At 53.9% G+C, this 22,985-nt stretch carries 18 protein-coding genes and 1 pseudogene; 16 read left to right on the top strand and 3 right to left on the bottom strand.

Annotated elements, in window-relative coordinates; all coding sequences use genetic code 11:
- The first annotated feature begins 24 nt into the window (after positions 1 to 24).
- The 3 genes from BLR64_RS18565 to BLR64_RS18555 all read left to right on the top strand — a co-directional run bounded on the left by BLR64_RS18565 (position 25) and on the right by BLR64_RS18555 (position 4,326).
- Positions 25 to 1,773 (top strand): glycoside hydrolase family 2 protein, encoded by a 1,749-nt coding sequence (locus BLR64_RS18565; RefSeq protein WP_090716390.1) that lies wholly within the window; start codon positions 25 to 27, stop codon positions 1,771 to 1,773.
- Between the two features lie 44 nt (positions 1,774 to 1,817).
- Positions 1,818 to 3,230 carry a family 43 glycosylhydrolase gene (locus tag BLR64_RS18560; RefSeq protein ID WP_090716388.1) on the top strand — a complete coding sequence of 471 codons (1,413 nt, stop codon included), beginning with the start codon at positions 1,818 to 1,820 and terminating at the stop codon, positions 3,228 to 3,230.
- A gap of 145 nt (positions 3,231 to 3,375) precedes the next feature.
- Complete coding sequence (locus tag BLR64_RS18555) at positions 3,376 to 4,326, top strand: ArsR/SmtB family transcription factor (RefSeq protein WP_090716387.1); 951 nt, start codon at positions 3,376 to 3,378, stop codon at positions 4,324 to 4,326.
- 73 nt (positions 4,327 to 4,399) lie between these two features.
- Here the strand turns inward: BLR64_RS18555 and BLR64_RS18550 are convergent, their stop codons facing one another.
- Positions 4,400 to 5,440, bottom strand: a complete 1,041-nt coding sequence (locus BLR64_RS18550) for an acyltransferase family protein (protein ID WP_090716385.1) — start codon at positions 5,438 to 5,440, stop codon at positions 4,400 to 4,402.
- A 199-nt stretch (positions 5,441 to 5,639) separates the two neighbouring features.
- On the opposite strand from BLR64_RS18550, the gene BLR64_RS18545 reads away from it, so the two are divergent.
- The 4 genes and pseudogenes from BLR64_RS18545 (at position 5,640) to mgrA (ending at position 9,044) form a co-directional block, all read left to right on the top strand.
- The gene (locus BLR64_RS18545) at positions 5,640 to 6,380 is read left to right on the top strand and encodes an alpha/beta hydrolase (protein ID WP_090716383.1); all 741 of its coding nucleotides are present in this window, start codon (positions 5,640 to 5,642) and stop codon (positions 6,378 to 6,380) included.
- Between the two features lie 24 nt (positions 6,381 to 6,404).
- On the top strand, positions 6,405 to 7,175 hold the full coding sequence (locus BLR64_RS18540; RefSeq protein WP_425262170.1) for an HAD family hydrolase: 771 nt from the start codon (positions 6,405 to 6,407) through the stop codon (positions 7,173 to 7,175).
- Between the two features lie 33 nt (positions 7,176 to 7,208).
- Positions 7,209 to 7,946 (top strand): NAD-dependent protein deacylase, encoded by a 738-nt coding sequence (locus tag BLR64_RS18535; protein WP_090716420.1) that lies wholly within the window; start codon positions 7,209 to 7,211, stop codon positions 7,944 to 7,946.
- 94 nt (positions 7,947 to 8,040) lie between these two features.
- Positions 8,041 to 9,044, top strand: a pseudogene (gene mgrA, locus BLR64_RS18530) (L-glyceraldehyde 3-phosphate reductase).
- Positions 9,045 to 9,594: 550 nt separating this feature from the next.
- Here the strand turns inward: mgrA and BLR64_RS18525 are convergent.
- Positions 9,595 to 10,452 carry an AraC family transcriptional regulator gene (locus BLR64_RS18525; protein ID WP_090716379.1) on the bottom strand — a complete coding sequence of 286 codons (858 nt, stop codon included), beginning with the start codon at positions 10,450 to 10,452 and terminating at the stop codon, positions 9,595 to 9,597.
- 239 nt (positions 10,453 to 10,691) lie between these two features.
- Here BLR64_RS18525 and BLR64_RS18520 point away from each other — a divergent pair, with 239 nt between their 5' ends.
- The 4 genes from BLR64_RS18520 (at position 10,692) to BLR64_RS18505 (ending at position 15,812) form a co-directional block, all read left to right on the top strand.
- Positions 10,692 to 11,870 (top strand): galactokinase, encoded by a 1,179-nt coding sequence (locus BLR64_RS18520; protein ID WP_090716378.1) that lies wholly within the window; start codon positions 10,692 to 10,694, stop codon positions 11,868 to 11,870.
- 1 nt (position 11,871) lies between these two features.
- Positions 11,872 to 12,858 (top strand): UDP-glucose 4-epimerase GalE, encoded by a 987-nt coding sequence (gene galE, locus BLR64_RS18515; protein WP_090716376.1) that lies wholly within the window; start codon positions 11,872 to 11,874, stop codon positions 12,856 to 12,858.
- Positions 12,859 to 12,903: 45 nt separating this feature from the next.
- Positions 12,904 to 14,484 carry a UDP-glucose--hexose-1-phosphate uridylyltransferase gene (locus tag BLR64_RS18510; RefSeq protein WP_090716374.1) on the top strand — a complete coding sequence of 527 codons (1,581 nt, stop codon included), beginning with the start codon at positions 12,904 to 12,906 and terminating at the stop codon, positions 14,482 to 14,484.
- A gap of 164 nt (positions 14,485 to 14,648) precedes the next feature.
- Positions 14,649 to 15,812 (top strand): iron-containing alcohol dehydrogenase, encoded by a 1,164-nt coding sequence (locus BLR64_RS18505; protein WP_090716372.1) that lies wholly within the window; start codon positions 14,649 to 14,651, stop codon positions 15,810 to 15,812.
- Between the two features lie 198 nt (positions 15,813 to 16,010).
- On the opposite strand, the gene BLR64_RS18500 is transcribed toward BLR64_RS18505, so the two are convergent.
- A complete protein-coding gene (locus tag BLR64_RS18500; protein ID WP_090716371.1) occupies positions 16,011 to 16,892 on the bottom strand; it encodes an aminoglycoside 6-adenylyltransferase in 882 nt (293 codons plus the stop codon).
- Positions 16,893 to 17,194: 302 nt separating this feature from the next.
- On the opposite strand from BLR64_RS18500, the gene BLR64_RS18495 reads away from it, so the two are divergent.
- The 5 genes from BLR64_RS18495 to glcT all read left to right on the top strand — a co-directional run bounded on the left by BLR64_RS18495 (position 17,195) and on the right by glcT (position 22,744).
- Entirely contained in the window at positions 17,195 to 17,731 is a 537-nt protein-coding gene (locus BLR64_RS18495) for an NfeD family membrane protein (protein WP_090716369.1), read from the top strand.
- Positions 17,731 to 19,260: a flotillin family protein gene (locus BLR64_RS18490; RefSeq protein ID WP_090716367.1), complete on the top strand. Its 1,530-nt coding sequence runs from the start codon at positions 17,731 to 17,733 to the stop codon at positions 19,258 to 19,260. The genes BLR64_RS18495 and BLR64_RS18490 overlap by 1 nt, the downstream gene beginning before the upstream one ends.
- A 159-nt stretch (positions 19,261 to 19,419) precedes the next feature.
- A complete protein-coding gene (locus BLR64_RS18485; RefSeq protein ID WP_090716366.1) occupies positions 19,420 to 20,130 on the top strand; it encodes an ABC transporter ATP-binding protein in 711 nt (236 codons plus the stop codon).
- A complete protein-coding gene (locus BLR64_RS18480) occupies positions 20,123 to 21,739 on the top strand; it encodes a hypothetical protein (protein WP_090716364.1) in 1,617 nt (538 codons plus the stop codon). Before BLR64_RS18485 ends, BLR64_RS18480 begins: the two co-directional genes overlap by 8 nt.
- Positions 21,740 to 21,874: 135 nt before the next feature.
- A complete protein-coding gene (glcT, locus tag BLR64_RS18475) occupies positions 21,875 to 22,744 on the top strand; it encodes a glucose PTS transporter transcription antiterminator GlcT (protein WP_090716362.1) in 870 nt (289 codons plus the stop codon).
- Positions 22,745 to 22,985: the final 241 nt, after the last annotated feature.

The following is a 22,985-nucleotide window of genomic DNA, read 5'->3' as shown; positions in this document are numbered from 1 at the left end:
AATTCCATTCAAAGGAGTTATACAATGTCACATTTATCTGCTCTTCCCCGCCCTGAATATCCCCGCCCCCAGTGGGTCAGACCGGAGTGGATCAATCTGAACGGCCGGTGGCAGTTTGAAATTGACCATGGCAAAAGCGGCAGAGAACGCGGATTACAAGGCAGCAGCCATGACCTGTCCGGGCAGATCACCGTTCCCTTCTGTCCGGAAAGCAAGCTGTCCGGTGTGGAATACACAGATTTTATGGCAGCCGTCTGGTATAAACGTGAGTTCACCCTGCCGGAAGACTGGAGTGACGGCCGGACGCTGCTCCATTTTGGCGCTGTCGATTATAAAGCAGAGGTATGGGTGAACGGAGTATCTGTAGGCAGTCACCGTGGCGGTTACACTCCGTTCAGCTTCGATATTACTGCCCTTATTGTTCCAGGCATTAATCTGATTACTGTGAATGCAGAGGACGACGTCCGCTCGGGCCGTCAGCCGCGCGGCAAACAGTCGGAGCTGTTTCATTCGCACGGCTGTGATTATACGCGTACCACCGGAATCTGGCAGACGGTCTGGCTTGAGCATGTGGCCGACAAGCATTTATCGGATATGAAAATCATACCTGACCCGGACAACGCCTGTGTACATCTTGAGGTTAACATCAGCGGAAATGCTGCGGGTGGCCGGGTCAGCGCTGCCGCACAGTTTGCCGGCGCGGCAGCCGGGGTGGCCAGTGCCCTCGTATCGGGACCGTCCGTCAGACTGACGCTTCCGCTCTCTGAGGTTCACTTATGGGAGCCCGGTAATGCGAAGCTCTACGAGCTGAAGCTGTCGCTGCAGTACGAAGGGCAGGAGTGTGATGCGGTTGATTCCTATTTCGGCCTGAGAACGGTCCGCCTGGACGGAATGGCCTTCCGGATCAACGGTAAATCGGTCTTCCAGCGTCTGGTTCTGGATCAGGGCTTCTACCCTGACGGAATCTATACTGCTCCAAGCGATGAAGATTTGCGCAGGGATATTGAAATTTCCCTGGGACTCGGCTTCAACGGTGCCAGGCTGCATGAAAAGATGTTCGAGCCGCGGTTCCTGTACTGGGCTGACCGGCTCGGTTATCTTGTCTGGGGCGAGCATGCGAACTGGGGGCTTAATATTACCACCGCAGAAGCGGTATCACAGTTCCTGCCCGAGTGGCTTGAAGGAATGCAGCGGGATTTCAATCATCCTGCACTGATCGGCTGGTGCCCGTTCAACGAGACGTGGGACCGGGATGGAGTCAAGCAGCATAATGACGTCCTGCAGCTCGTATATGAGGTATCGAAACAGATGGACCCTACGCGTCCGGTAATTGATACCAGCGGTAACTTCCATGTGGTAACGGATATATTTGATCTGCATGACTATGACCAGAATCCGGAGACGTTCCGGGCCAGATACGAGCCGATGAAGGACGGCGGCGAGGTATTTAATACCTTCCCTGACCGGCAGACCTATGCAGGCCAGCCCTATTTCATCAGCGAGTACGGCGGAATCTGGTGGAACCCGCAGCAGCTGGATGAGAAGTCCTGGGGGTACGGCGACCGTCCGGCGTCAGAGGAGGCGTTCCTTGCGCGTTACGCCGGATTAACCGATGTGCTGCTGGACCACCCGATGATGTTCGGCTTCTGCTACACCCAGTTGTACGACGTAGAGCAGGAAGTGAACGGGCTGTATACCTATGACAGGCAGCCGAAATTTGCTCCTGAGGTCATCCGCCGGATCAACGGGCGCAAAGCGGCAATCGAAGACTAGCCGGAACTCCAGTAACTAATCACCCGAAAGGAGTGTGACTGGTTATGAAAGTGAAGGCCCGGTACATCTGGCTGCCTGCTGTTAGTGTGCTGGCCATAGGTGTACTGCTCGTTTTAACAATGGGAAAGGTGGGTCATAAGGTGTCCAGTCATAATGATTTTTATAATGTAATCATGCAGGACGGGGCCGACCCGTGGGTCTACAAGCATACAGACGGCTTCTATTATTTCACCAAAACAACCGGAGGCAATGTGACCCTCTGGAAGTCGGCGCAGCTTACAACCATTGATGCAGGACAAGTCAAGGTTATCAATACCGGAGGCAGCAATATTTGGGCGCCTGAGCTGCATTATCTGAACGGGGCCTGGTATATCTACTACGCGATGGACGATGGTGACAATGTAAATCACCGGATGCATGTGATGGAGAGTACTGCAGCTGATCCGCTGGAGGGAATCTGGCAATACAAAGGCCAGATCACAGATCCCTCCGATAAGTGGGCGATTGACGGTACTGTATTGCAGGCGGGTGAGGAATTGTATTTTATCTGGTCCGGCTGGGAAGGTGATGTGAACGTGCGGCAGAATCTCTACATCGCCCACATGAGCAATCCGTGGAGCATCGATTCTGAACGGGTGGAGATTGCCAGGCCAACATACAGCTGGGAGACAAACCATTCTCCGTACGTGAATGAAGGGCCGCAGGTGATTATACATGGGAACATCATCAGTCTGGTCTATTCGGCCAGCGGAAGCTGGACTGACGATTATTGCCTGGGGCTGATCACGGCGGACATTTCCGCTGACCTGCTGAATCCGGCATCCTGGAACAAGCGCAGCCAGCCGCTCTTTAGCTCAGGGAACGGGCTGTACGGGCCGGGCCATCATTCGTTTACGAAGTCGCCCGACGGCCGGGAGGACTGGATCATGTATCATGTTGCCAAATACAGCGGTGCCGGATGGAACCGCGAGGTACGGATGCAGCCGTTTCGCTGGAACGCAGACAATACACCAGCCTTCGGCATTCCGGCTGATCCCGATCTTCCGTTAACTCTGCCTTCGGGGGAAGCGGAACATCAGCGTTATGAAGGTGAAGAAGCCGCTTTTGGCGGCGCAGCTTATGCATCTTCCAGCCCGAATGGTTCGGGTGGAATGAAGGCAGGACATATTGATACGCCGGAGAGCTATGTGGAATTTTCAGTTAATGCGGAAGAAGCGGGACAATATATCCTTCTGGCCCGGACCGCTAACGGCACGGCAGGCGGCGGCTGGTCCCATTTACTGCTCAGTGTGAATTCAGGCGCGTCCAGCCATTTCAATATCACTAACAAAGGCTGGGAGAACTGGGGGCTGTCCACAGCCCGCATTCAGCTGAATGCAGGAACCAATATCCTCCGCTTCACGAAGGGTGACGGCTACGGGGAGATTGACTTTATTGATATCAAGCCGGCGGATTAGATACAAAAACACAGCTGAACCGAGGGTGGCTTCCGGATTTCCGGGAGCCATTTGTGAATAAACAGGGTGCTCACAGTAATTGTTTTTCAAAAGGTTAGGAAGTACTATAAATATATCTAATCAGGATATAAGGAGAGCTGAACCTGTGCTGGAACTTAGCTTTGACGACCCGGAAAGGCTGGTCACGGTAACCCATGCCTTATCAACGCGCTCCAGGGTTGATATTCTCCGGCTCTTGAACACCAGAAACCTAAATATTATTGAAATTGCGGACAAGCTGAAGCTCCCGGTCTCAACAGTAGCCAGCAATATCAAAGTCCTGGAGGCCGCCGGGCTGATTCATACGGAGCTGCTTCCCGCATCCCGTGGCGCAATGAAGGTGTGCAGCAGGAACTACGATGATGTTCATATTGCCCTCAATGCGAAAAAGACAACGGGTGGCGGTGCAGAATATGTGTATGAGATGGAGATGCCGGTCGGCCATTATAGTGATTGTGAGGTATCACCGACCTGCGGCATGGCGAACAGTGAGGGCCTTATAATCAAGGAAGATGAGCCGGCCAGCTTCTATCATCCCAAGCATGTTAACGCCCAGCTGATCTGGCTGCGCCGGGGATTTCTGGAGTATCTGATGCCCATGGATCTTCCTGCCGGGGCGCAGATCCAGAGCCTTGAGCTGTCGATGGAGATGTGCTCGGAAGCACCAAATTATGACCAGGATTGGCCGTCCAATATATCGGTGTGGGTCAACGGTACAGAGATCGGCATGTGGACCAGTCCCGGTGATTTCGGTGACCGGCGCGGCAGGCTGAATCCTAACTGGTGGTGGGATGGCTCCACACAATACGGCTTCCTGAAGTCCTGGCGGGTGGACCACGAGAAGACTACACTTGATATGGAAAAGGTATCAGAGACCACCCTAAAGGATCTTCAGCTGGAAGGGAACCCCAAGCTGCGGCTGCGGATTGGAATCAGACCTGATGCGGTTCATCAGGGCGGGCTGAACCTGTTTGGCCGCCAGTTCGGCGACTATGACCAGCACATTATGATGAAGGTCAGGTATACACTGGCTCAGGAAGATGAGGTTCTGGCCTGAAAAACGCAAACGCCCTGCTTCACGAGTGATAACCACTCCGGAGCAGGGCGTTTGCGTTTAATTGCAGGAAAGCTCAGGGTGTGCGCCGCAGCGCAGCACGCTGCAGGGTAATCATCCAGCCCACCGGCGGTTCAACCAGCGGATGCAGCCACCGCTTGACTGCCGGCTGGGCCAGCAGCACCGTGCAGAGAACGGCTGCGAGCAGCAGCAGAAGGGCTCCTGCGGTATTCCCGAGATAGCTGTAAATTCCGGAGACTGCAGCTAGCCGTACAATGAAGCCGTGCAGCAGAAAGACATACAGGGTGCGGCGGCCCCAGTCGGTCATCCGGCTCACACCGTAGGGCACGAGCCCGAGAAAAGCAAGGGATGCGGCAATCTGCACCGCGTACAGCGCCAGCCGGTATACACCTGCATACCATTCGCCAGCGCCAAGCTGCATGTAGGTCATATTGCCGTACAGCCAGCCGAGCGGAAGCTCGGGACTTGACGCAGCCAGAACGGCCAGGAACAGCACCGAGGCAGCGGCTGCGGCTGTTTTGATAGATTTGCGGTACAGCCTGGTGAAGGCACCGAAAGAGAAATGATAGCCGATTACGAAATAAGGCAGATAGACAAAGGTGCGGCTGATGCTGAACCAGACCCCGTCAACCTGCAGATAGCCGACAGCCACGCCGGCCGTTACAGCAAAAGCGATTTGTGCAGGTGCGGACCATTTGCCCATTCCGAGCATCAAGAGACGCCAGCAGGCATGGCTGGCCAGAAACCACAGGAGGAGATAGGGTGCGAATACGGAATGATGAATGCCGTCTACCTGAAAAAGGGAAACATCCAGTGCTGAATAGAGGGTCTGAAATATCAGGTATTGCATGCCGATCTGCAGGAGTACCTTGCGGCCCGCGCCTCCGGTAAGGCTTTTTCTGGCAAAATACCCGGTTACCAGCACGAACAACGGCATATGAAAGCTGAAAATCCACATATATAGCCCGTGCATTCCGCTCATTCTGCTGATTAACGGTTCGATTGCATTACCGGCAAATACGGTGACGATAAGCATGAAGCGCAGGTTAAGAAAAAAGGTTTCTCCGCGCGCCTCCAGCGTATTCTCCCTCTCCATGGTTTAACCCCCAAAAGTTGCACAATGCAAAAGTTTTTAATTTAATTTTAAAATACATCTTTTTGGAGCTCATTATTGTGAATTCAATCACAATGGAAAGCGCTATCAGGGGCGGTATTTGTGGCGATATGTTGAAGGTTGTTTGATTTCTTTGATTCCTCTATAATTTTTTGTATGCAGTACTCGGGAGTGAATCTATATGAAGAAAATAATAAACAGACGCAGGGCTCTCCTATCACTTGCAGTCCTTCTGGTAGTTGCCGGATTGCTGATGTGGAATTACCTGACACCGTATGAGCCGGAGCAGAATGCCGAAACGGCAATGCTCTCCGCCGGAGGGGTCACTGTAGAACAGAATGACGGCTGGATTTCCTTTGAGCCGGCGGTCGCAAGCGGTACTGCCGTTATTTTTTATCCGGGTGCGCTTGTGGAAGCGGAGGCTTACGCGCCTCTGGCCAAACGAATTGCCACCGCAGGGCACCCGTTCTACATAGCCAGGATGCCTTTGAATCTGGCCATTATTAAGGGAGATGCGGCAGAGGAGATTATCAGCGGGCATCCGGAGCAGTCTTTCGTGATCGGCGGCCACTCGCTGGGCGGCGTTATGGCATCGCGATATGCGGCAGAGCATGCGGATCAGCTCGAGGGGGTCTTTTACCTCGCCTCGTACCCGGATGAGAAGGGCGGCCTGAAGGACACGACACTGTCTGTCTTGTCCGTGCTTGGTACGGCAGATACGGTGGTCGACAGGGAGAAATACAATGAAGGCCGCAGCTACCTGCCCGGCAATACCGTTTATCTGTCAATTGAGGGCGGAAATCACGCCCAGTTTGGAAGCTATGGCCCGCAGAAGGGGGACGGGGAAGCTTCCATCACGGAAGAAGAGCAGCAGAGCCGCACCGCGCGGGCCATGCTGGACTGGCTGGGCAACCTGCGCTGATGTATAAGCAACGAGAGGAGGCGGATGATGCCGCAGCTGCATGTTAATCATCTGGCTGTACCCTGCCAGTGTATATTATTTGACAAGGACGGAACTCTGCTGGACCTGCTCGCGACATGGGGAGCCTGGGCAGAGCTGGTATTGCAGGAGCTGGACAACCAGCTGGCGCTTATAGGGGGGGGCAGCCGCCTGCCGGATCTGTCCCGTGTACTCGGGACCCGCCACGGCGCTGATGGCAGACTGACCGGCTATGACCCGGCCGGGCCGCTGGCGATGGCGACCGCCGAAGAGACAACAGGCATACTGGCCTGGCATCTCTACGGGGCCGGCGTTCCCTGGAATGAAGCGCTGGCCCGGGTTAACGCCATCGTTAAGGAGGCGATGAACACGCTGCGTGCCCGCCGTACCGCTGTACCTTTGCCGGGGCTGCTGCTGTTTCTGCAGCAGTGTTCAGCCGCTCAGCTGAAGCTGGGCGTTGTTACCTCGGACGGAGACCGCACAACCGGCGAGCAGCTGGAATGGATGGGTATCGCAGGTTTTTTTCAGACGGTGGTGACAAGAGACCGTGTACGTCAGGGCAAGCCGGCGCCCGAAATGGCGGAGACGGCTTGCCGTGAACTGGGGGTTCTGCCGGAGAACACCGTGATTATAGGTGACAGCAACGCCGATATGCAGCTCGGTAAAGGGGCCGGCCTGCGGCTGTCCGTCGGAATCTCGCCGGATGGAGCCGCAGGCCATCTGCTGGATGCAGATGTCATTATTACAGGCTATCATCAGCTTCGCATTACGGGTTGAATTCTGTTTGGAGAAAGGATGCGTGCGCAGCGTATGGATCAAGTGCAGACACTGGTTTCCTGGATTAAGAACAGCGGGAATATTGTATTTTTCGGCGGGGCCGGAACCTCTACGGAAAGCGGGATTCCCGATTTCCGCTCTGCGGCCGGGCTGTATCAGAATGAGCATAACTCCCCTTATCCGCCTGAGGTAATGCTCAGCCGCCGGTTTTTTATGTCCTCTCCGGACATTTTTTTTGATTTTTACCGCAGCAAAATGCTTCACCCGGAGGCTGCCCCGAACGGCGCCCATCTGCTGCTTGCCGAGCTAGAAGGCCAGGGCAAGCTGAAGGCGGTCATTACGCAGAATATCGACGGCCTGCATCAGAAGGCCGGGAGCCGTGCCGTATTTGAGCTTCACGGCTCGGTTCACCGCAACCACTGTATGGGCTGCGGCCGCTTCTATTCCCTGGAGTCCGTTACAGGCTCGGCGGAAAGGGTGCCTCGCTGTGAAGCTTGCGGCGGCATCATCAAGCCGGATGTGGTGCTGTATGAAGAAGAGCTGGATCATGATGTGCTGATCGGATCTGTTGCAGCAATCGCTGCTGCCGACCTGCTGATTATCGGAGGCACCTCGCTGACAGTACAGCCGGCAGCGAGCCTAGTTACCTATTTCCACGGGCGCCATACCGTTCTGCTGAACGGGGAGCCGACTCCTTATGACCACCGGGCAGATCTGATTATTACCGATCGGATCGGGGAGGTTATGGGAAGGGTAATGGAGCAGCTGTGAACCGCAATTCCGTGAGCGGCAGATTATAACGTCACCGCCAGGTTTAAATTAGGGTAGATAACCCATAGAGGTTAGCGAGAGGCAGGGATCAGCAATGGTATATGTGGCTAGCGAAGAACGGTATGAAGGAATGCATTACAACCGCTCGGGCAGGTCAGGCCTTAAGCTGCCGGCAATATCGCTGGGGCTGTGGCATAACTTTGGCGGAATCAATACCTATGAGAACGGCCGGGAAATGATTACCCGCTCGTTTGATCTCGGCATTACCCATTTTGACCTGGCGAATAATTACGGTCCGCCCCCGGGCTCGGCAGAGGAGCTGTTCGGCAAAGTGCTCAGCCGTGATCTTTCCGCTTACCGCGATGAAATGATCATTTCCACCAAGGCGGGATATTATATGTGGCCGGGGCCGTATGGTGACTGGGGCTCGCGGAAATACATGCTTGCCAGTCTGGATCAGAGCCTGAAGCGGCTCGGGCTCGACTATGTTGATATCTTCTACTCCCACCGCCCGGACCCGGAGACCCCGCTGGAAGAAACAATGGAGCGCTGGACTATGCCGTCCGCTCAGGTAAGGCGCTTTACATCGGATTATCCAACTATACAGCGGAACAGACGCTTGAGGCGATCCGTATTCTGAAGGAGCTGGGTACGCCGCTGCTGATACACCAGCCGCGCTATTCCATGCTGGACCGCTGGATTGAAGGCGAGCTGCAGCAGGTGCTTGAAGACAATGGAGTTGGCACGATCGCCTTCACTCCGCTGGCGCAGGGCCTGCTGACGAGCAAATACCTTAACGGCATCCCCTCGGATTCACGGGCAGCCGGCCCGTCTGCGGCGCTGGATGAGAGCGGGATCACGCCTGAGGTGCAGCGCAAGATCCGCGCTCTTAACCAGCTGGCTGTCACGCGCGGCCAGAGCCTGGCACAGCTTGCACTCCAGTGGACCCTGCGGGAGGGCAAGGTGACCTCGGCACTGATCGGGGCCAGCCGGATCAGCCAGATTGAGGAGAACATCGCCTGCCTGTCCCACCCGGCCTTCTCTAGCGAGGAGCTGGACCGGATTGACACAATCCTGAAGACTGAGAGTGAGGTTTGAGGAGCCAGCCGGTGGAGTTGGTGCGTTCTTTCAAAGTTCAGCTGATAAGCTGGGAGCCCGGTACTTAGTTGGATTTTCGCCACCTAATTTGGCTGTTCACAAGCATTTCTAATAATTAGGTGGAAAATCGTATCTTATTTTAGGCCGAAACTGCCGTTTGGGGCGAAAAGTGTATCTTTAAGCTGCAATTTTCCAACTAGATTCTTCGCAGCAGTAGTTATCCCGGAATTAGCTGGCGATTTTCCACTTAGTTTGATTAGCGAAAGCCTTGTTGAATCACTCCTGTGAAATTTATAAGCTTCGTAAGTCCAAAAAGATCCATCATCAGCTAAACGGCGCAGAATACAATGAAGCATGTGCAGAACATATGCAGAAGTTGAAATGCAGTACAGCCATATAGTTATGTAGAGTGCTGTTTAGATACAGCTGAGGAACCCCGACAGCCCGTTTCCAGAAAGGATACGGGCTGTCGGTTTACATAAAGATGAAGCTGGCAGAAAAGCCTAAGAGCAGCCAGCTTATGCCGGACCCCGCCGGGGAGGAACTTCGTCTACTTCTCCCCGGGTCTGGCTGTTGCCAGTCGGTAGGCAGTAGGGGACTGGGCGCAGAACCGCTTGAACTGGCGGGAGAAATAGAGCGCATCGGTCAGTCCTACCGAAGCGGCTACCTGCTCGACGGACAGCTCGGGGCGTTCGCGCAGCAGCTGGCGTGATTTCTCAATACGCAGCTTGAGCAGGTAAGTGACCGGCGAAAGGCCGGTCTCCTGCTTGAAAATCCGTGACAGGTAAGCCCGGTTGTACCCCAGGCTGCCGCACATTTGTTCAATGGATACCGGGTGGGCATATTGGGAAGCCATATAATGAATCATCTGCTTCACGGTGCGCTTGACCTGAGATTCCGCGCCCGGCAGCCGTGATGCGGAGAGATGCCGTTCGGCGGCTTCTCCGATGACAAGGTACAGGTAGCCGAGGGAAGTGAGATGTGCGCTTTCTTTATTGGCATAGAAAGCCTGCATCATCCCGGCAAGCGCCGTGGGGAATACGGTTCCTTCTGCGGTCTGAAGCACCGGCTGCTGCGGCGCGAAGCCTGCCTGAAGCACAAGGGCATCGGCATCAGCCCCGGTAAAAGCCGCCCAGCGGTACCGCCAGGGCTGCTGCCGGTCCGAGACATAGCTGACGAGCTGGCCGGGGTGGATCAGGAAGCAGTCGCCCGGGCCCAGCGAATATTTACGGTGCTCGGTAGTGAACTGGCCATAGCCGGATTCAATGAAGTGAAGCAGATAATAATCGTAGATTTTGGGTCCTGCCTGATGGACCGGCAGGGTCTGGCTCTCGCCGGCAAACAGCACATGCAGATTCTGCTTATCGTAATATACGGGGTTTGATCCTACGGAATAGGTATGTTCCACGCTGACAGATCCTTTCCTTGAGTTAACGCTGTCAATGCCCTGCGCGCAGGGAGGCGGCTTCAGAACCTGAAGCCTAGCCTGATCAAAGTATAACGCGCAAAGTCACATTTATCCATACATTACACACATGATTGCATTATCAGGGCAAGTCTGATTTTATTATAATGTAACCATAAAGGACGCAAGCAACAGAACCTAAGACCAAAGAGTGAAACCAGCGAAAGGATGGAGTGGCATTAATGAGCATACAGGAACTTAACAGTAAATTTATCGAGCAATACGGGGAGAGCACGGAGGAGGCGCGCGTATTCTACGCTCCGGGCCGTGTGAATCTGATCGGTGAGCATCTGGACTACAATGGCGGTTATGTGTTCCCGGCAGCACTGGATTTCGGAACAACCCTGATCGTGCGTCCGCGCAGCGACAGCAAGGTGCAGTTCGCTTCCACGAACTTCCCTTACACAGCTTCCATTGACTACAGTGAAATCGGCAAAGCCAAAACCGGCGAATGGGTTGACTACCCTGTCGGCGTTCTGGTTGAGCTGGCCAAGAAGAACCTTCCGCTCTCCGGCGGCTACGATCTGCTGTTCCACGGTGAAATCCCGAACGGCTCCGGCCTTTCATCCTCCGCTTCCATCGAAGTAGTTACAGGCTATGCCTTCCTGTCCCTGCTGGGCGGAGATACCGACACGGTTGAAATTGCACTCCTGTCCCAGCGTGCCGAGAACCAGTACGTCGGCGTCAACTCGGGGATTATGGACCAGTTCGCAGTAGCTAACGGCAAGCGTGATCATGCGATCCTCCTGATGTGTGACACACTGGAATACAGCCTGGTTCCATTTGCAACCGGAGCCTACAAGCTGGTAATCGGCAATACGAACAAAAAGAGAGGTCTGGTAGACTCCAAATATAACGAGCGCCGCAGCCAATGTGAAGAAGCGCTGGCGATCCTGAAGCAGGAAGTGCCTTCCCTGTCGTATCTGGCAGAGATGAAGCCTGAGCAGTTCGAGCTTCATCAGCACAAAATCGCCGACGAGACTGTACGGCGCCGGGCCCGCCACGTTGTGGAAGAAAACCAGCGTGTGCTTGACTCTGTAGAAGTGCTGAAGAACAATGATCTGAAGCAGTTCGGGCTGTTCATGAACGACTCCCACGTGTCGCTGCGCGACCTGTACGAAGTAAGCTGCGAAGAGCTGGATGTCATGGTGGAGGAAGCACAGCGCATTCCAGGTACACTGGGCTCCCGGATGACGGGTGCGGGCTTTGGCGGATGTACAGTATCACTGGTTCATGAAGACGATGTAGAACGCTTCATCCGCGAGGTAGGCGAAGCTTATAAAGCAAGAACGGGCCTGACCGGCGAATTTTATGTATGCGGCATCGGCAATGGTGTAGAAGAACTGGAAGGAGTGAAGTAAGATGGCAATTTTAGTAACAGGCGGAGCAGGGTATATCGGGTCACACACGGTAGCGGAGCTGCTGGACCGGGGCGAAGAGGTTGTAGTCATTGACAACCTGCTGACAGGGCACCGCGAGGCGCTGCTGGGCGGCAAGCTGTATGAAGGCGATCTGCGTGACAAAGAGCTGATGGCGAAGCTTTTCTCTGAGAATAATATTGAAGCGGTTATCCACTTCGCAGCCAGCTCCCTTGTCGGCGAGAGCATGAAAGACCCTGTTAAATACTACGACAATAACGTGTACGGAACGCAGTGTCTTCTGGAAGCCATGCAGCATGCCGGTGTAGACAAAATCGTCTTCTCCTCCACAGCGGCAACCTACGGCGAACCTGAGAAGGTGCCGATTGAAGAAAGCGACCGCACCGAGCCGGCGAATGTCTACGGTGAAACCAAGCTGACCATGGAGCGCATGATGGCCTGGTTCGACAAAGTGCTGGGCATCAAGTATGTGGCCCTCCGCTACTTCAACGCAGCCGGCGCACATGCCAGCGGCAAGATCGGTGAAGACCACCGTCCGGAGAGCCATCTCGTTCCGCTGGTGCTGCAGACCGCGCTTGGACAGCGCGAGAGCATCGCAGTGTTCGGCGATGACTACCCGACAGAAGACGGAACCTGCGTGCGTGACTATATCCATGTCAGCGATCTGGCTGACGCGCATATCCGCGCGGTAACCTACCTGCGCAGCGGCAGTGCCAGCAATGTGTTCAACCTCGGCAACGGACTTGGCTTTTCGGTGAAGCAGGTCATTGAATCGGCCCGCAAGGTGACCGGCAGGGACATCCCGGTTGTCATCCAGGAACGCCGCGCCGGTGACCCTGCAGTGCTGGTGGCTTCCTCGGCCAAAGCCCGCTCGGTGCTTGGCTGGAATCCGCAGAAGGCAGACATTGAAGAAATTATCCAGAGTGCCTGGAACTGGCATTCCGCCAATCCGCAGGGCTACGGAGAATAATACAGACAAGAGGCTACACCTGAATAAGGAGAATGGAGAGTTAACATGTCTAACGATAATACTGCCGCTCCCGCCGCAGAGAAGGCGCTGTATGCCATCGAACAGCTTGTCCTGTTCGCACAGCACCAGCAGCTGATCCAGCCGGCGGATGTGGATTACAGCCGCAACGAGCTGCTGGACCAGTTCGGCTTCAGCGAGCCATATGCCGGAGCATTCAGCGAAGCTCCGCTGGAAAGTCCGCAGGCTCCGCTTGATGCACTGATTGACTACGGCTTCTCGATTGGCCTCATTCCGGAGAACACCGACACGTACCGCGATCTGCTGGATGCCAAGATCATGGGTCTGCTGATGGCCCGGCCGTCGGAGGTCAATGCCGAATTCAAGAGCCTTGCCGCCGAGCAGGGGATCGCAGCGGCTACTGACCGCTTCTACAAGCTCAGTATTGATTCCAACTATATCCGGATGGACCGCGTCGCCAAGAATGTCTACTGGCTGCAGGATTCGCCGTACGGGGATATCGAGATGACGATCAACCTGTCCAAGCCGGAGAAAAGTCCGAAGGAAATCGCGATGGCCCGGCTGCTGCCGCCGCCGGTCTATCCGAAATGCCAGCTCTGCCGCGAGAATGTCGGCTATGCCGGCCGGGTCAACCACCCGCCGCGCCAGAACCTGCGCATTATTCCGCTTGAGCTGAACAAGGAAAAATGGTTCTTCCAGTACTCTCCTTATGTGTACTATAACGAGCACTGCATCGTTTTTCATCACGATCATGTGCCGATGAAGCTGACGAAGGATACGCTGAAGCGGCTGCTGTCTTTTGTAGAGTCGTTCCCGCATTATTTCATCGGCTCCAATGCCGATCTGCCGATTGTCGGAGGGTCCATCCTGACCCACGACCATTTCCAGGGCGGACGGCATACATTCCCGATCCAGAAAGCGCCCAAGGAGGACAGCTACACTCATCCTGCTTATCCCGGCGTGAGCCTGAGCATCGTGAAATGGCCGATGTCCGTGCTGCGTCTTGGCGGCAATGATCCGGCCGTACTGCTCGAATGCGGAAACGCGCTGTACGAGGCCTGGAAGGGCTACAGCGATCCTGAAGCCGATGTACTGGCATTCAGCGACGTTGAAGGTGTGCAGACACCGCACAACACGGTTACACCGATCGTGCGCCGGTCCGAAGACGGCGGCTTCGAGATGGATCTGGTGCTGCGCAACAACCGGACCAGCGAGGAGTATCCGGAAGGGATTTTCCACCCGCACCGCGAAATGCACCATATCAAGAAGGAGAATATCGGCCTGATTGAGGTTATGGGTCTGGCGATTCTTCCGGGACGCCTGAAGGAAGAGCTTGACGCTGTGGCCGGTATCCTGGCCGGAGATCAGGCGCTGCTTGAGGCGGTCAAGACTGAGGAAGGGCATGCGCTGGCGCTGCACGCCTTCTGGATTGACGAGCTGGTGGAACGTTTCGGCACGGATCTTGCCCGTGAAGAAGCAGTCAAAACCGTCCAGAACGAGGTGGGCATCAAGTTCACGCATATTCTGGAGCATGCCGGAGTATACAAACGGACACCGGAAGGGCAGACGGCTTTCCGCCGGTTCGTCCAGAGCTTTGGTGCACAATAAATACAAGCATACCGGAATGTCCCGGCCTCTGATGGCGCGGGGCATTTCTTTATCCTGTACCGGAAGGGAAATGATTCCAGTTCCGATTTGAATGCGGACCGCCGGAGGTCTATAATATAATCCTGCATCCTATATTTGAATTCAATTTATGGAGGTTAAGACATATGCGCAAGTTTGATTTTTATAATCCGACCAAACTGATTTTTGGACAAGGTACGCTGCCGGCACTGCGGACGGAAGTGCCGAAATACGGCAAGAATGTTCTGCTTATGTACGGGGGCGGCAGCATCAAGCGCAGCGGTCTTTATGATAATGTGCTCGCCGAGCTGAGTGCAGCCGGTGCTGTTGTTACAGAGCTGGCCGGTGTAGAGCCTAATCCGCGCCTGTCGACTGTACATAAAGGTGTGGAGCTGTGCCGCGAGCATAACATTGAGCTTATTCTTGCTGTGGGCGGCGGAAGTGTGCTGGACTGCGCCAAGGCTGTAGCTGTAGGGGCCAAGTATGACGGGGATATGTGGGATTTCGTGGAGCGCAAGGCGGCTCCGCAGGGTGCCCTTCCGCTGGGTACAGTGCTGACTATGGCAGCAACGGGCTCGGAAATGAACAACGGCTCGGTAATCACCAACGAAGTTACCAAGGAAAAAATGGGCTGGGGCAGCGTTCACGCCTATCCGGCATTCTCTATTCTTGATCCGGTGAACACCTTCTCCCTGCCGCGCGACCAGACAGTATACGGGATCGTAGACATCATGTCCCATACCCTTGAGCATTACTTCCACACCGATACCAATACGCCGCTGCAGGACGGCTTCTGCGAAGCGCTGCTGCGCACTGTCATCGAAGCAGCGCCGAAGCTGATCGAAGATCTGGAGAATTATGAGCTGCGTGAGACGATTATGTATTGTGGTACAATGGCGCTGAACGGCATGGTCAGCATGGGCTTCGCCGGGGACTGGGCCACACACAATATTGAGCATGCTGTATCCGCCGTTTATGACATCCCGCATGGCGGCGGTCTGGCGATCCTGTTCCCGCAGTGGATGAAGTATAACCTCAGCACCAACCCTGCACGCTTCCGCCAGCTTGCGGTGAATGTATTTGGAGTGGATGCTTCCGGCAAAACCGACGAGGAAGCCGGCCTTGAGGGCATTGAAGCACTCCGCAGCTTCTGGGATTCCATCGGCGCTCCGAAGACGCTCGGCGATTACGACATCGACGACAGTGAAATCGGCAGCATGGCCGACAAGGCGGTCCGCTTCGGGCCGTTCGGCAACTTCCGCAAGCTGGACCGTGAGGATGTTGTAGAAATTTACAAGATGTCACTGTAAGGGACAGTCTTAGTTCTCTTGCATCTGTCAATGAACAGGGGTGTCTCCCGGCCGTATCCATGGCCGGGGGACACCCCTTGTTTAAAATATAAGAATATATATGTTCTACGCTATCAATAATCCTTATATTTCTCGCAGAAACGGTTGCCGCCTTCCTGAAGGACGGCGAAGCCGTTTCTACTTGTTGCGGCTGCATCGTTACCAGATGTCTTCGGCATCCGCCGGCAACGCTCTGACCTGATGCAGGTAAGCCGTCATATTCCTGTCCTCATGATCACGATAGGTATAGGACAGCTTCGCTGCCACATCTGCGGCTAGTGTCCGGAACAGCTCACAGGCAGTAAATACAGCATCCCAAAAATGGCCGGGATTGCCGTCAGAATACGTCTGTTTATACATTTTCCAGTACTCCGGCGGAAGCAGGCGTTTGAAGTATTTGCCCATTTTACCGGTGGAAATGCCAAAATCATGCCGGGTACCGATCCACCAGGAGATCATGGTATCCAGCTCATTCCTTACATAATGCTCGAACATGTGCTTGGCATAGGGCAGTTCGTCGCGCCAGAGCCCTTTGGCCACATTTTGCAGACACCACCAGAATTCATTACAGGAACCCAGGTAACGCGCTTCCGATGGTTTTTTCACCCAGTAATCCATATCAGTTGGCGCCTCAGCGGGAGGCAGAAAGCCGTCCTTGTCCATGAGAGGAATAGTGAGCTTGTCAGCAAGGTATTCGTCCGCTACAGCATCTCTGGAGAGTAGGGTAAGATCGATCCGGTTACCGTCACGGAAAAGCATCAGGTAAGCGTATCTGCGGCTGACATCGATTACACTGCCGGGAAACCAGTCATTTTGGTCCGGCTCCTGCATAATGAGCAGCTCACCGAATCTGCCGGTCCAGTCCCTATCCTTCAGAAAAGATTCCGTCTCTGTTACCACGTATACAATATCGTAATCCTGAAAAATATCCTTCGGCGCATTCACGTTTGTTCTCGAACCGTTCATATAGACCGCCCGGATACGCTCATCCGCAGCTGCGGTTTCCAGAATCAGACTCATCATTTCCTGCTGATTTCTCATCGCCATTTCCCCGCCTTTATTGTAAAAAAGTTCCGATTAACGGTTTTATAAAAATATAAGAATTTATATGTTTTACGTTATCAATATTCCTTATATTTCTCGCAGAAACGGTTGCCGCCTTCCCATAAGGACGGCAATTCCGTTTCTACTTAGTGTATCATAGAGACAGGGCGTATGACATTAGGGGCACGCTTACATGAGCCATTAATGAGATAAAAATCCAAGTTTGTGAAACCAAGGACGTGGTTTGTGCGTTTATACTGGTATGACAGTCCGTAACTACAAGACGGGAGGAGAAAATTATGCAAACGCTATACTTGGGCTGTTTGGCGCTGGGCGTAATTTTTGCGGTGGTTAGTGTGCTGGTGGGGGATTTGATCGGGAATGCCCTGGACGGGGTGTTTGATCTCGTTTCCTTTGATTTTCTGAATCCTACGGTACTTGCAGGCGGCATCACCGTCTTCGGAGGGGCAGGCGTTCTGCTGACACGCTACAGCGGGCTGGAAGACGGCGCAATTCTTGCCTTGTCCCTGCTGATAGCAGCCTTTATGGCGGTGCTCCTGTTCCTCGCAGTTATCAAGCCTATGGATAAAAGTGAAGTGTCTACGGGCTTCTCGATGCAGGATCTGCCCGGAAGAATCGGAGAAATTACCGTTCCGGTTCCAGCGACAGGCTACGGCGAGGTGATGGTAAGATTTGGTGCAGGCAACAGCCTGCATACGGCAGCGAGCTTTGAACAGCTCTCCCTGCCTGCCGGCAGCAAGGTGGTAGTGATTGAAGTAAGGGAAGGCGTCGCACTGGTATCTGAATTTGAAGAGAGAAAAGGAGCGGATGTGTAATGTTCGGTGTACCTGATTATTTGTTTATTCCTGCAGTAGTTGTAGCTGTACTCTTCGTTCTGGGGATTGCATTCTGGGCACGCTATAAGACAGTCGGACCGGATGAAGGGATGATCGTTACCGGTTCATTCCTCGGCAAAAACCACATTTCCGATGACGGCTCCGGCCGCAAGATCAAGATTGTACGCGGTGGCGGAGCGTTTATCCTGCCTGTGTTCCAGAAGGCCGAGTTCATGTCATTGCTCTCCCACAAGCTTGATGTAACAACGCCTGAAGTGTATACCGAGCAAGGCGTTCCGGTTATTGCGGACGGTGTGGCGATTATCAAGGTCGGCAGCTCGACCGAGGATGTGGCGACGGCCGCCGAGCAGTTCATGGGCAAGCCGATTGAAGCACTCAAGAGTGAGGCCCAGGAAGTGCTGGAGGGCCATCTACGGGCCATTCTCGGCTCGATGACCGTTGAAGAGGTATACCGTAACCGTGACCGGTTTGCCCAGGAGGTACAAGGGGTTGCAGCGCGCGATCTGAAGAAAATGGGGCTGCAGATCGTTTCATTCACGATCAAGGATGTGCGTGACAAGCACGGATACCTGGAAGCACTCGGGAAACCGCGGATTGCGGCAGTTAAGCGCGATGCGGAAATTGCCGAAGCCGAAGCGATGCGGGATGCGCGGATTCAGAAGGCCAATGCCGAGGAGCAGGGGCAGAAGGCGGAGCTGCTGCGCGACACGAACATTGCCGAAGCCTCCAAGGACAATCAACTGAAGGTCGCGGCCTTTAAGCGCGATCAGGATACCGCAAAGGCGGAAGCCGACCAGGCATACCACATTCAGGAGGCCCGGGCCAAGCAGACAGTGGTTGAGGAGCAGATGAAGGTTGAGCTGGTCCGCAAGGAGCGCGAAATCGACCTGCAGGCCAAAGAGATTCAGGTCCGCGAGAAGCAGTATGATGCCGAAGTGAAGAAGAAGGCCGAAGCTGACCGCTACGCTGTAGAGCAGGCGGCAGAAGCGGATAAGGCCAGACGGATGCGTGAAGCGGACGCCCTGCAGTACAGCATCGAGAAGCAGGCGCAGGCAACCTCGGAGCAGAAGCGGCTTGAAGGCCAGGCAATGGCTGATGCCGAGCTGGCCAAAGGTAAAGCGGAAGCCGAGGTTATCCGGGCGCGGGGTCTTGCCGAAGCGGAAGCCAAGGAGAAGCTGGCTGAGGCGTTCCAGAAGTTCGGCGAGGCGGCGGTGCTCGACATCATCGTCAAGATGCTGCCTGAGCTGGCCGGCAAGGTTGCCGAGCCAATCGCTTCCATCGACAAGCTTACTGTTGTCGATACAGGCAATGGCGAAGGGGCGGCCCGGGTCAGCAATTATGTAACCCAGCTGATGTCCACCGCTCCGGAAATGCTCAAGAGCGTCTCCGGCATTGATGTGGAGGCGCTGATCAAGGGGTTGACCCAGAAAGCCGTTCCGGCATCCGGAGGAAGCGCGGTTCAAGTGGTGCCGAGTAGCCCGGCAGCAGCCAAGGAGCATAACGAGTAGACTGCACAGGCTCAGCCTGTGAAGGGATCATATTAAGACTGTGCGAGCTTTTCAGGCATGACAGCATTCAGGATCAGCACGTCTCTAATTCGGGAAGACGTGCTGATCTTTTTTATATCAGGATATTAATAGTAACCGGGACCGACTGGGGGGAATGGAATGGAGCTCATACTGGACAACATCAGGAAATGCTACAACGATAAACAAGTGCTGAAGGGCGTCGATTTCACTTTTGAAAAGGGGAAAATATACGGCCTCCTGGGCCGTAACGGGGCAGGCAAAACCTCACTGTTCAACTGTCTGAGCGGGGAGGTCCGGATGGACAGCGGCGGGGCCTTCCTTAGGAGGAATGAGGTCAGTCTGCCGCTCACCGACAACGAGATCGGATATGTCTTCTCCCTGCCGATTCTCCCGGAGTTTCTGACCGGTTATGAGTTTGTGAAATTCTATATGGACATCAACCGGGATAAAATACAGCCCGGACGGACAGCCGAGGATTATTTTAATATTATTTCTTTCGAGGAAGAGGACCGCCACCGGCTGATTAAAGGCTATTCCCACGGGATGAAGAACAAAATCCAGATGCTGTGCTTTATTATCACCCGGCCGCCGCTGATTCTGCTGGACGAGCCGTTGACCTCGTTCGATGTCGTTGTGGCGCTCGAGATCAAGAAGCTGCTGCGGGAGATGAAGCAGGATCATATTATTATTTTCTCTACTCATATTCTGCAGCTTGCCGCAGACCTGTGTGACGAGCTGGTCATTCTGAACAACGGTATCCTTCAGGAAATCCCGGCAGACCTGCTGCGCAGCCCGGAATTTGAGGAGAAGATTATTGCGCTGCTGAAGGACGGGAACAGCCATGCTTAGCACACTCAATACGATTATGGACATCCGGGGTGTATCCGGCGCCAACCGGATCATGTACTATTTCATGAGAATTCCCTGGCTGGGCACCCTGATGAAAGATAACGTCTATTCCAACCGGACGCTTAAAAAGTCTTTCACGATCGCAGCGCTTATCCTGCGGATTCTGTATGGCTTTCTGACTAAATTTGCTTATCTGGGTCTGATTATCTATCTGCCGGTATCACTTGCCGGCGGTGATCTGCCGCAGCCGCAGCAATACAATTTATATCTGCACATCCTGCTTCTGCTGAGTTTTGGGGTCAGCGCGGTGTCAAACGCAGTGATTCTGGAGCCAAAGCGGGACAAATATATCTGTGTCAAGCTGATGCGCATGCCTGCCGATAAGTACATGCATGCCGTGATGGGACTCAGGGTAGTGAGCTTTTTTATTTATTTTGTACCGGCGATGATGGTATTTGCAGGTATCTACGGTGCTCCGCTCTGGCACGGACTTGTGCTGGCACTGCTGCTGACGCTTTGGCGTACAGCCGCTGAAGCGGTGCATCTGCGAATATTTGACCGCAAGGAGATTGTGGTAATCAAACAGAACATGCTGGTCTGGTCAATAGTCGGAGTTGGGTATCTGCTTGCTTTCCTGCCGCTCTACACGGGCGGTGTCCTGCAAAATATGGATGAGGTGCTGTTGAGTCTGCCTGCGGTTCTGGCAGCGCTGATTGCCGGAGTGATCGGAGCCGTTTATTTAGTCAAATACCCTAGGTACCGGAGTGCGGTAGATGCCGTAACCAAAATAGATGACCCGCTGCTGGATATGGGACGGATGATGAAAGAGGCTAATCTGAAGCAGGTTGAAACCAAGGAAAAGGATTTCCCGGCTGAGCAGCTGCGCCCGGAGCAGTTCGCCGGAAAGAGCGGTTATGCTTACTTGAATGCGATTTTCTTTTCCCGGCACAGGCGGTTTCTGGTGCAGCCGATTCAGCGCCGGCTAATGATCATTGGCGTGCTTTTTGCCGCAGGACTGCTGCTGCAGCTGGCCGCTCCCGAGCTGTCTTCCCGGCTGGTCAGTTATCTGGTCAGGGCTTTGCCTGTATTTGTCATCGTGATGAATTTTACGTCCATCGGAGAGCTGGTCTGCAAAGCGATGTTCTTCAATTGTGACCTTAGTCTGCTGCGCTACGGTTTTTACCGTGACCGCTCCGCTATTCTGAGTAATTTCCGCGTCCGGCTGCTCCGGATCAGCGGTCTTAATCTGATTCCGGCTGCGGCGATCTGCGTAGCAGTGAATCTGCTGATTTTCCTGTCCGCTGAAAGCTGGAGTGCGGCGGATTCGCTCATTTACAGCGCGACTGTGCTGGGCCTCTCTCTTTTTTTCTCCGTCCACCATTTGTTTATGTATTATATCTTTCAGCCCTACAGTACCGAATTAAATGTGAAAAATCCTTTTTTCAGCATAGTCAACAGCATCATTATGGGGGTGGCAGTAATCAGTATGCAGTTTAAGGGCGCCCCCGGGCAATTTGCGATACTGGTGCTTCTGGCTGCAGCTGTTTATATGCTCACTGCGCTTCTCCTGGTCTACAAATATTCATACAAAACCTTCCGGGTCAAATAAATGCCGCTTCCGGGACGCTTCTATTAACCTCATGTTGATGTTATGATGGTACCTCAAGTATAATTTACGCATGCTGCTATGACAGACGGCTGCTTTGTAAGCAACAGGTATTCAGAATTAAAAGAGGTGTCGGAATTGGGCAGCATTACTGTAGCCAAGGTACTCAATAACAATGTTATTATTGCCCAGCACCCCCAGTATGCCGAGGTAGTTGTAATCGGCAAAGGGATCGGGTATAACCGCAAAAGCCGTGACCAGATCACTCTGTCCTCTGTAGAGAAGATGTTTATTCTCCGCAATCAGGAGGAGCAGGAACAATATAAGCAGTTGGTCCCCCAGGTGGACGAGAAACTGATAGAGGTTGTACAGGAGATTGTTCTGCATATTATGCAGAGCAGCAACCAGCCCCTGAACGAGCATATTCATATTGCCCTGACCGACCATATTTCCTTTGCCATCCGGCGCAATGAACAGAATATCGCCATTCATAACCCTTTTCTGTATGAGACAAAAGAGATCTATCCGGAAGAATACAGGCTGGCCGAATATGCGGTTAAACGGATTAATGAGACGATGGCCGTCACGCTTCCTCCGGATGAGATCGGTTTCGTGGCGCTGCATATCGTGAGTGCGCTCAGCAACAGGCATATTTCCGAGGTGCGGGAGCATTCTCTGCTGATCGGAGATCTGGTGGCGATTGTGGAGGATAATCTGGATTACCGGATTCCGCGGGATTCGCTGGATTATTCGCGTCTGGTTACCCATCTGCGCTTCGTACTGGAACGGCTGCGCCGCGGGGAAACGGTTCGGGAGACATCTTCTCTGGATAATCTGATGAAACGGGAATATCCGGAGATGTATTCGCTGTCCTGGAAGCTGACCAAGATTATCGAGCAGCGGGTCCGCATTCCTGTCTATCCGGCGGAGGTCAGCTATTTAACGATCCATCTGCAGCGTCTTGCCCAGAAAAAAGAGGATGAGGCGGATATGGAGCAGCAACGGTAACCTTGGCCTTGAAGCTTTTGCAATTTATAAGTGGATGCATAAAAATTGCGCTTGCTTTCTTTTATTATCGGTGCTAAACTAATCCCTGTTAAGAAAGACCAACAGAATACCAACGTGTAACTGATACGATCAGGCATGAGTGATTTACAGTATTTTTGGTTGTAATCCCCTAACTCGGGGTAATCTAACTTTAGCGTTAGATGACAACCTATATGCTGTATTGCTCGTGCCTTTTTTGGCA

Origin of the sequence: Paenibacillus typhae (assembly GCF_900099765.1) — a bacterium.
Taxonomy (GTDB): domain Bacteria; phylum Bacillota; class Bacilli; order Paenibacillales; family Paenibacillaceae; genus Paenibacillus_AQ; species Paenibacillus_AQ typhae.
Note: the sequence above shows the minus strand (reverse complement) of the source record. Positions and strands in the feature narration are given on the sequence as shown.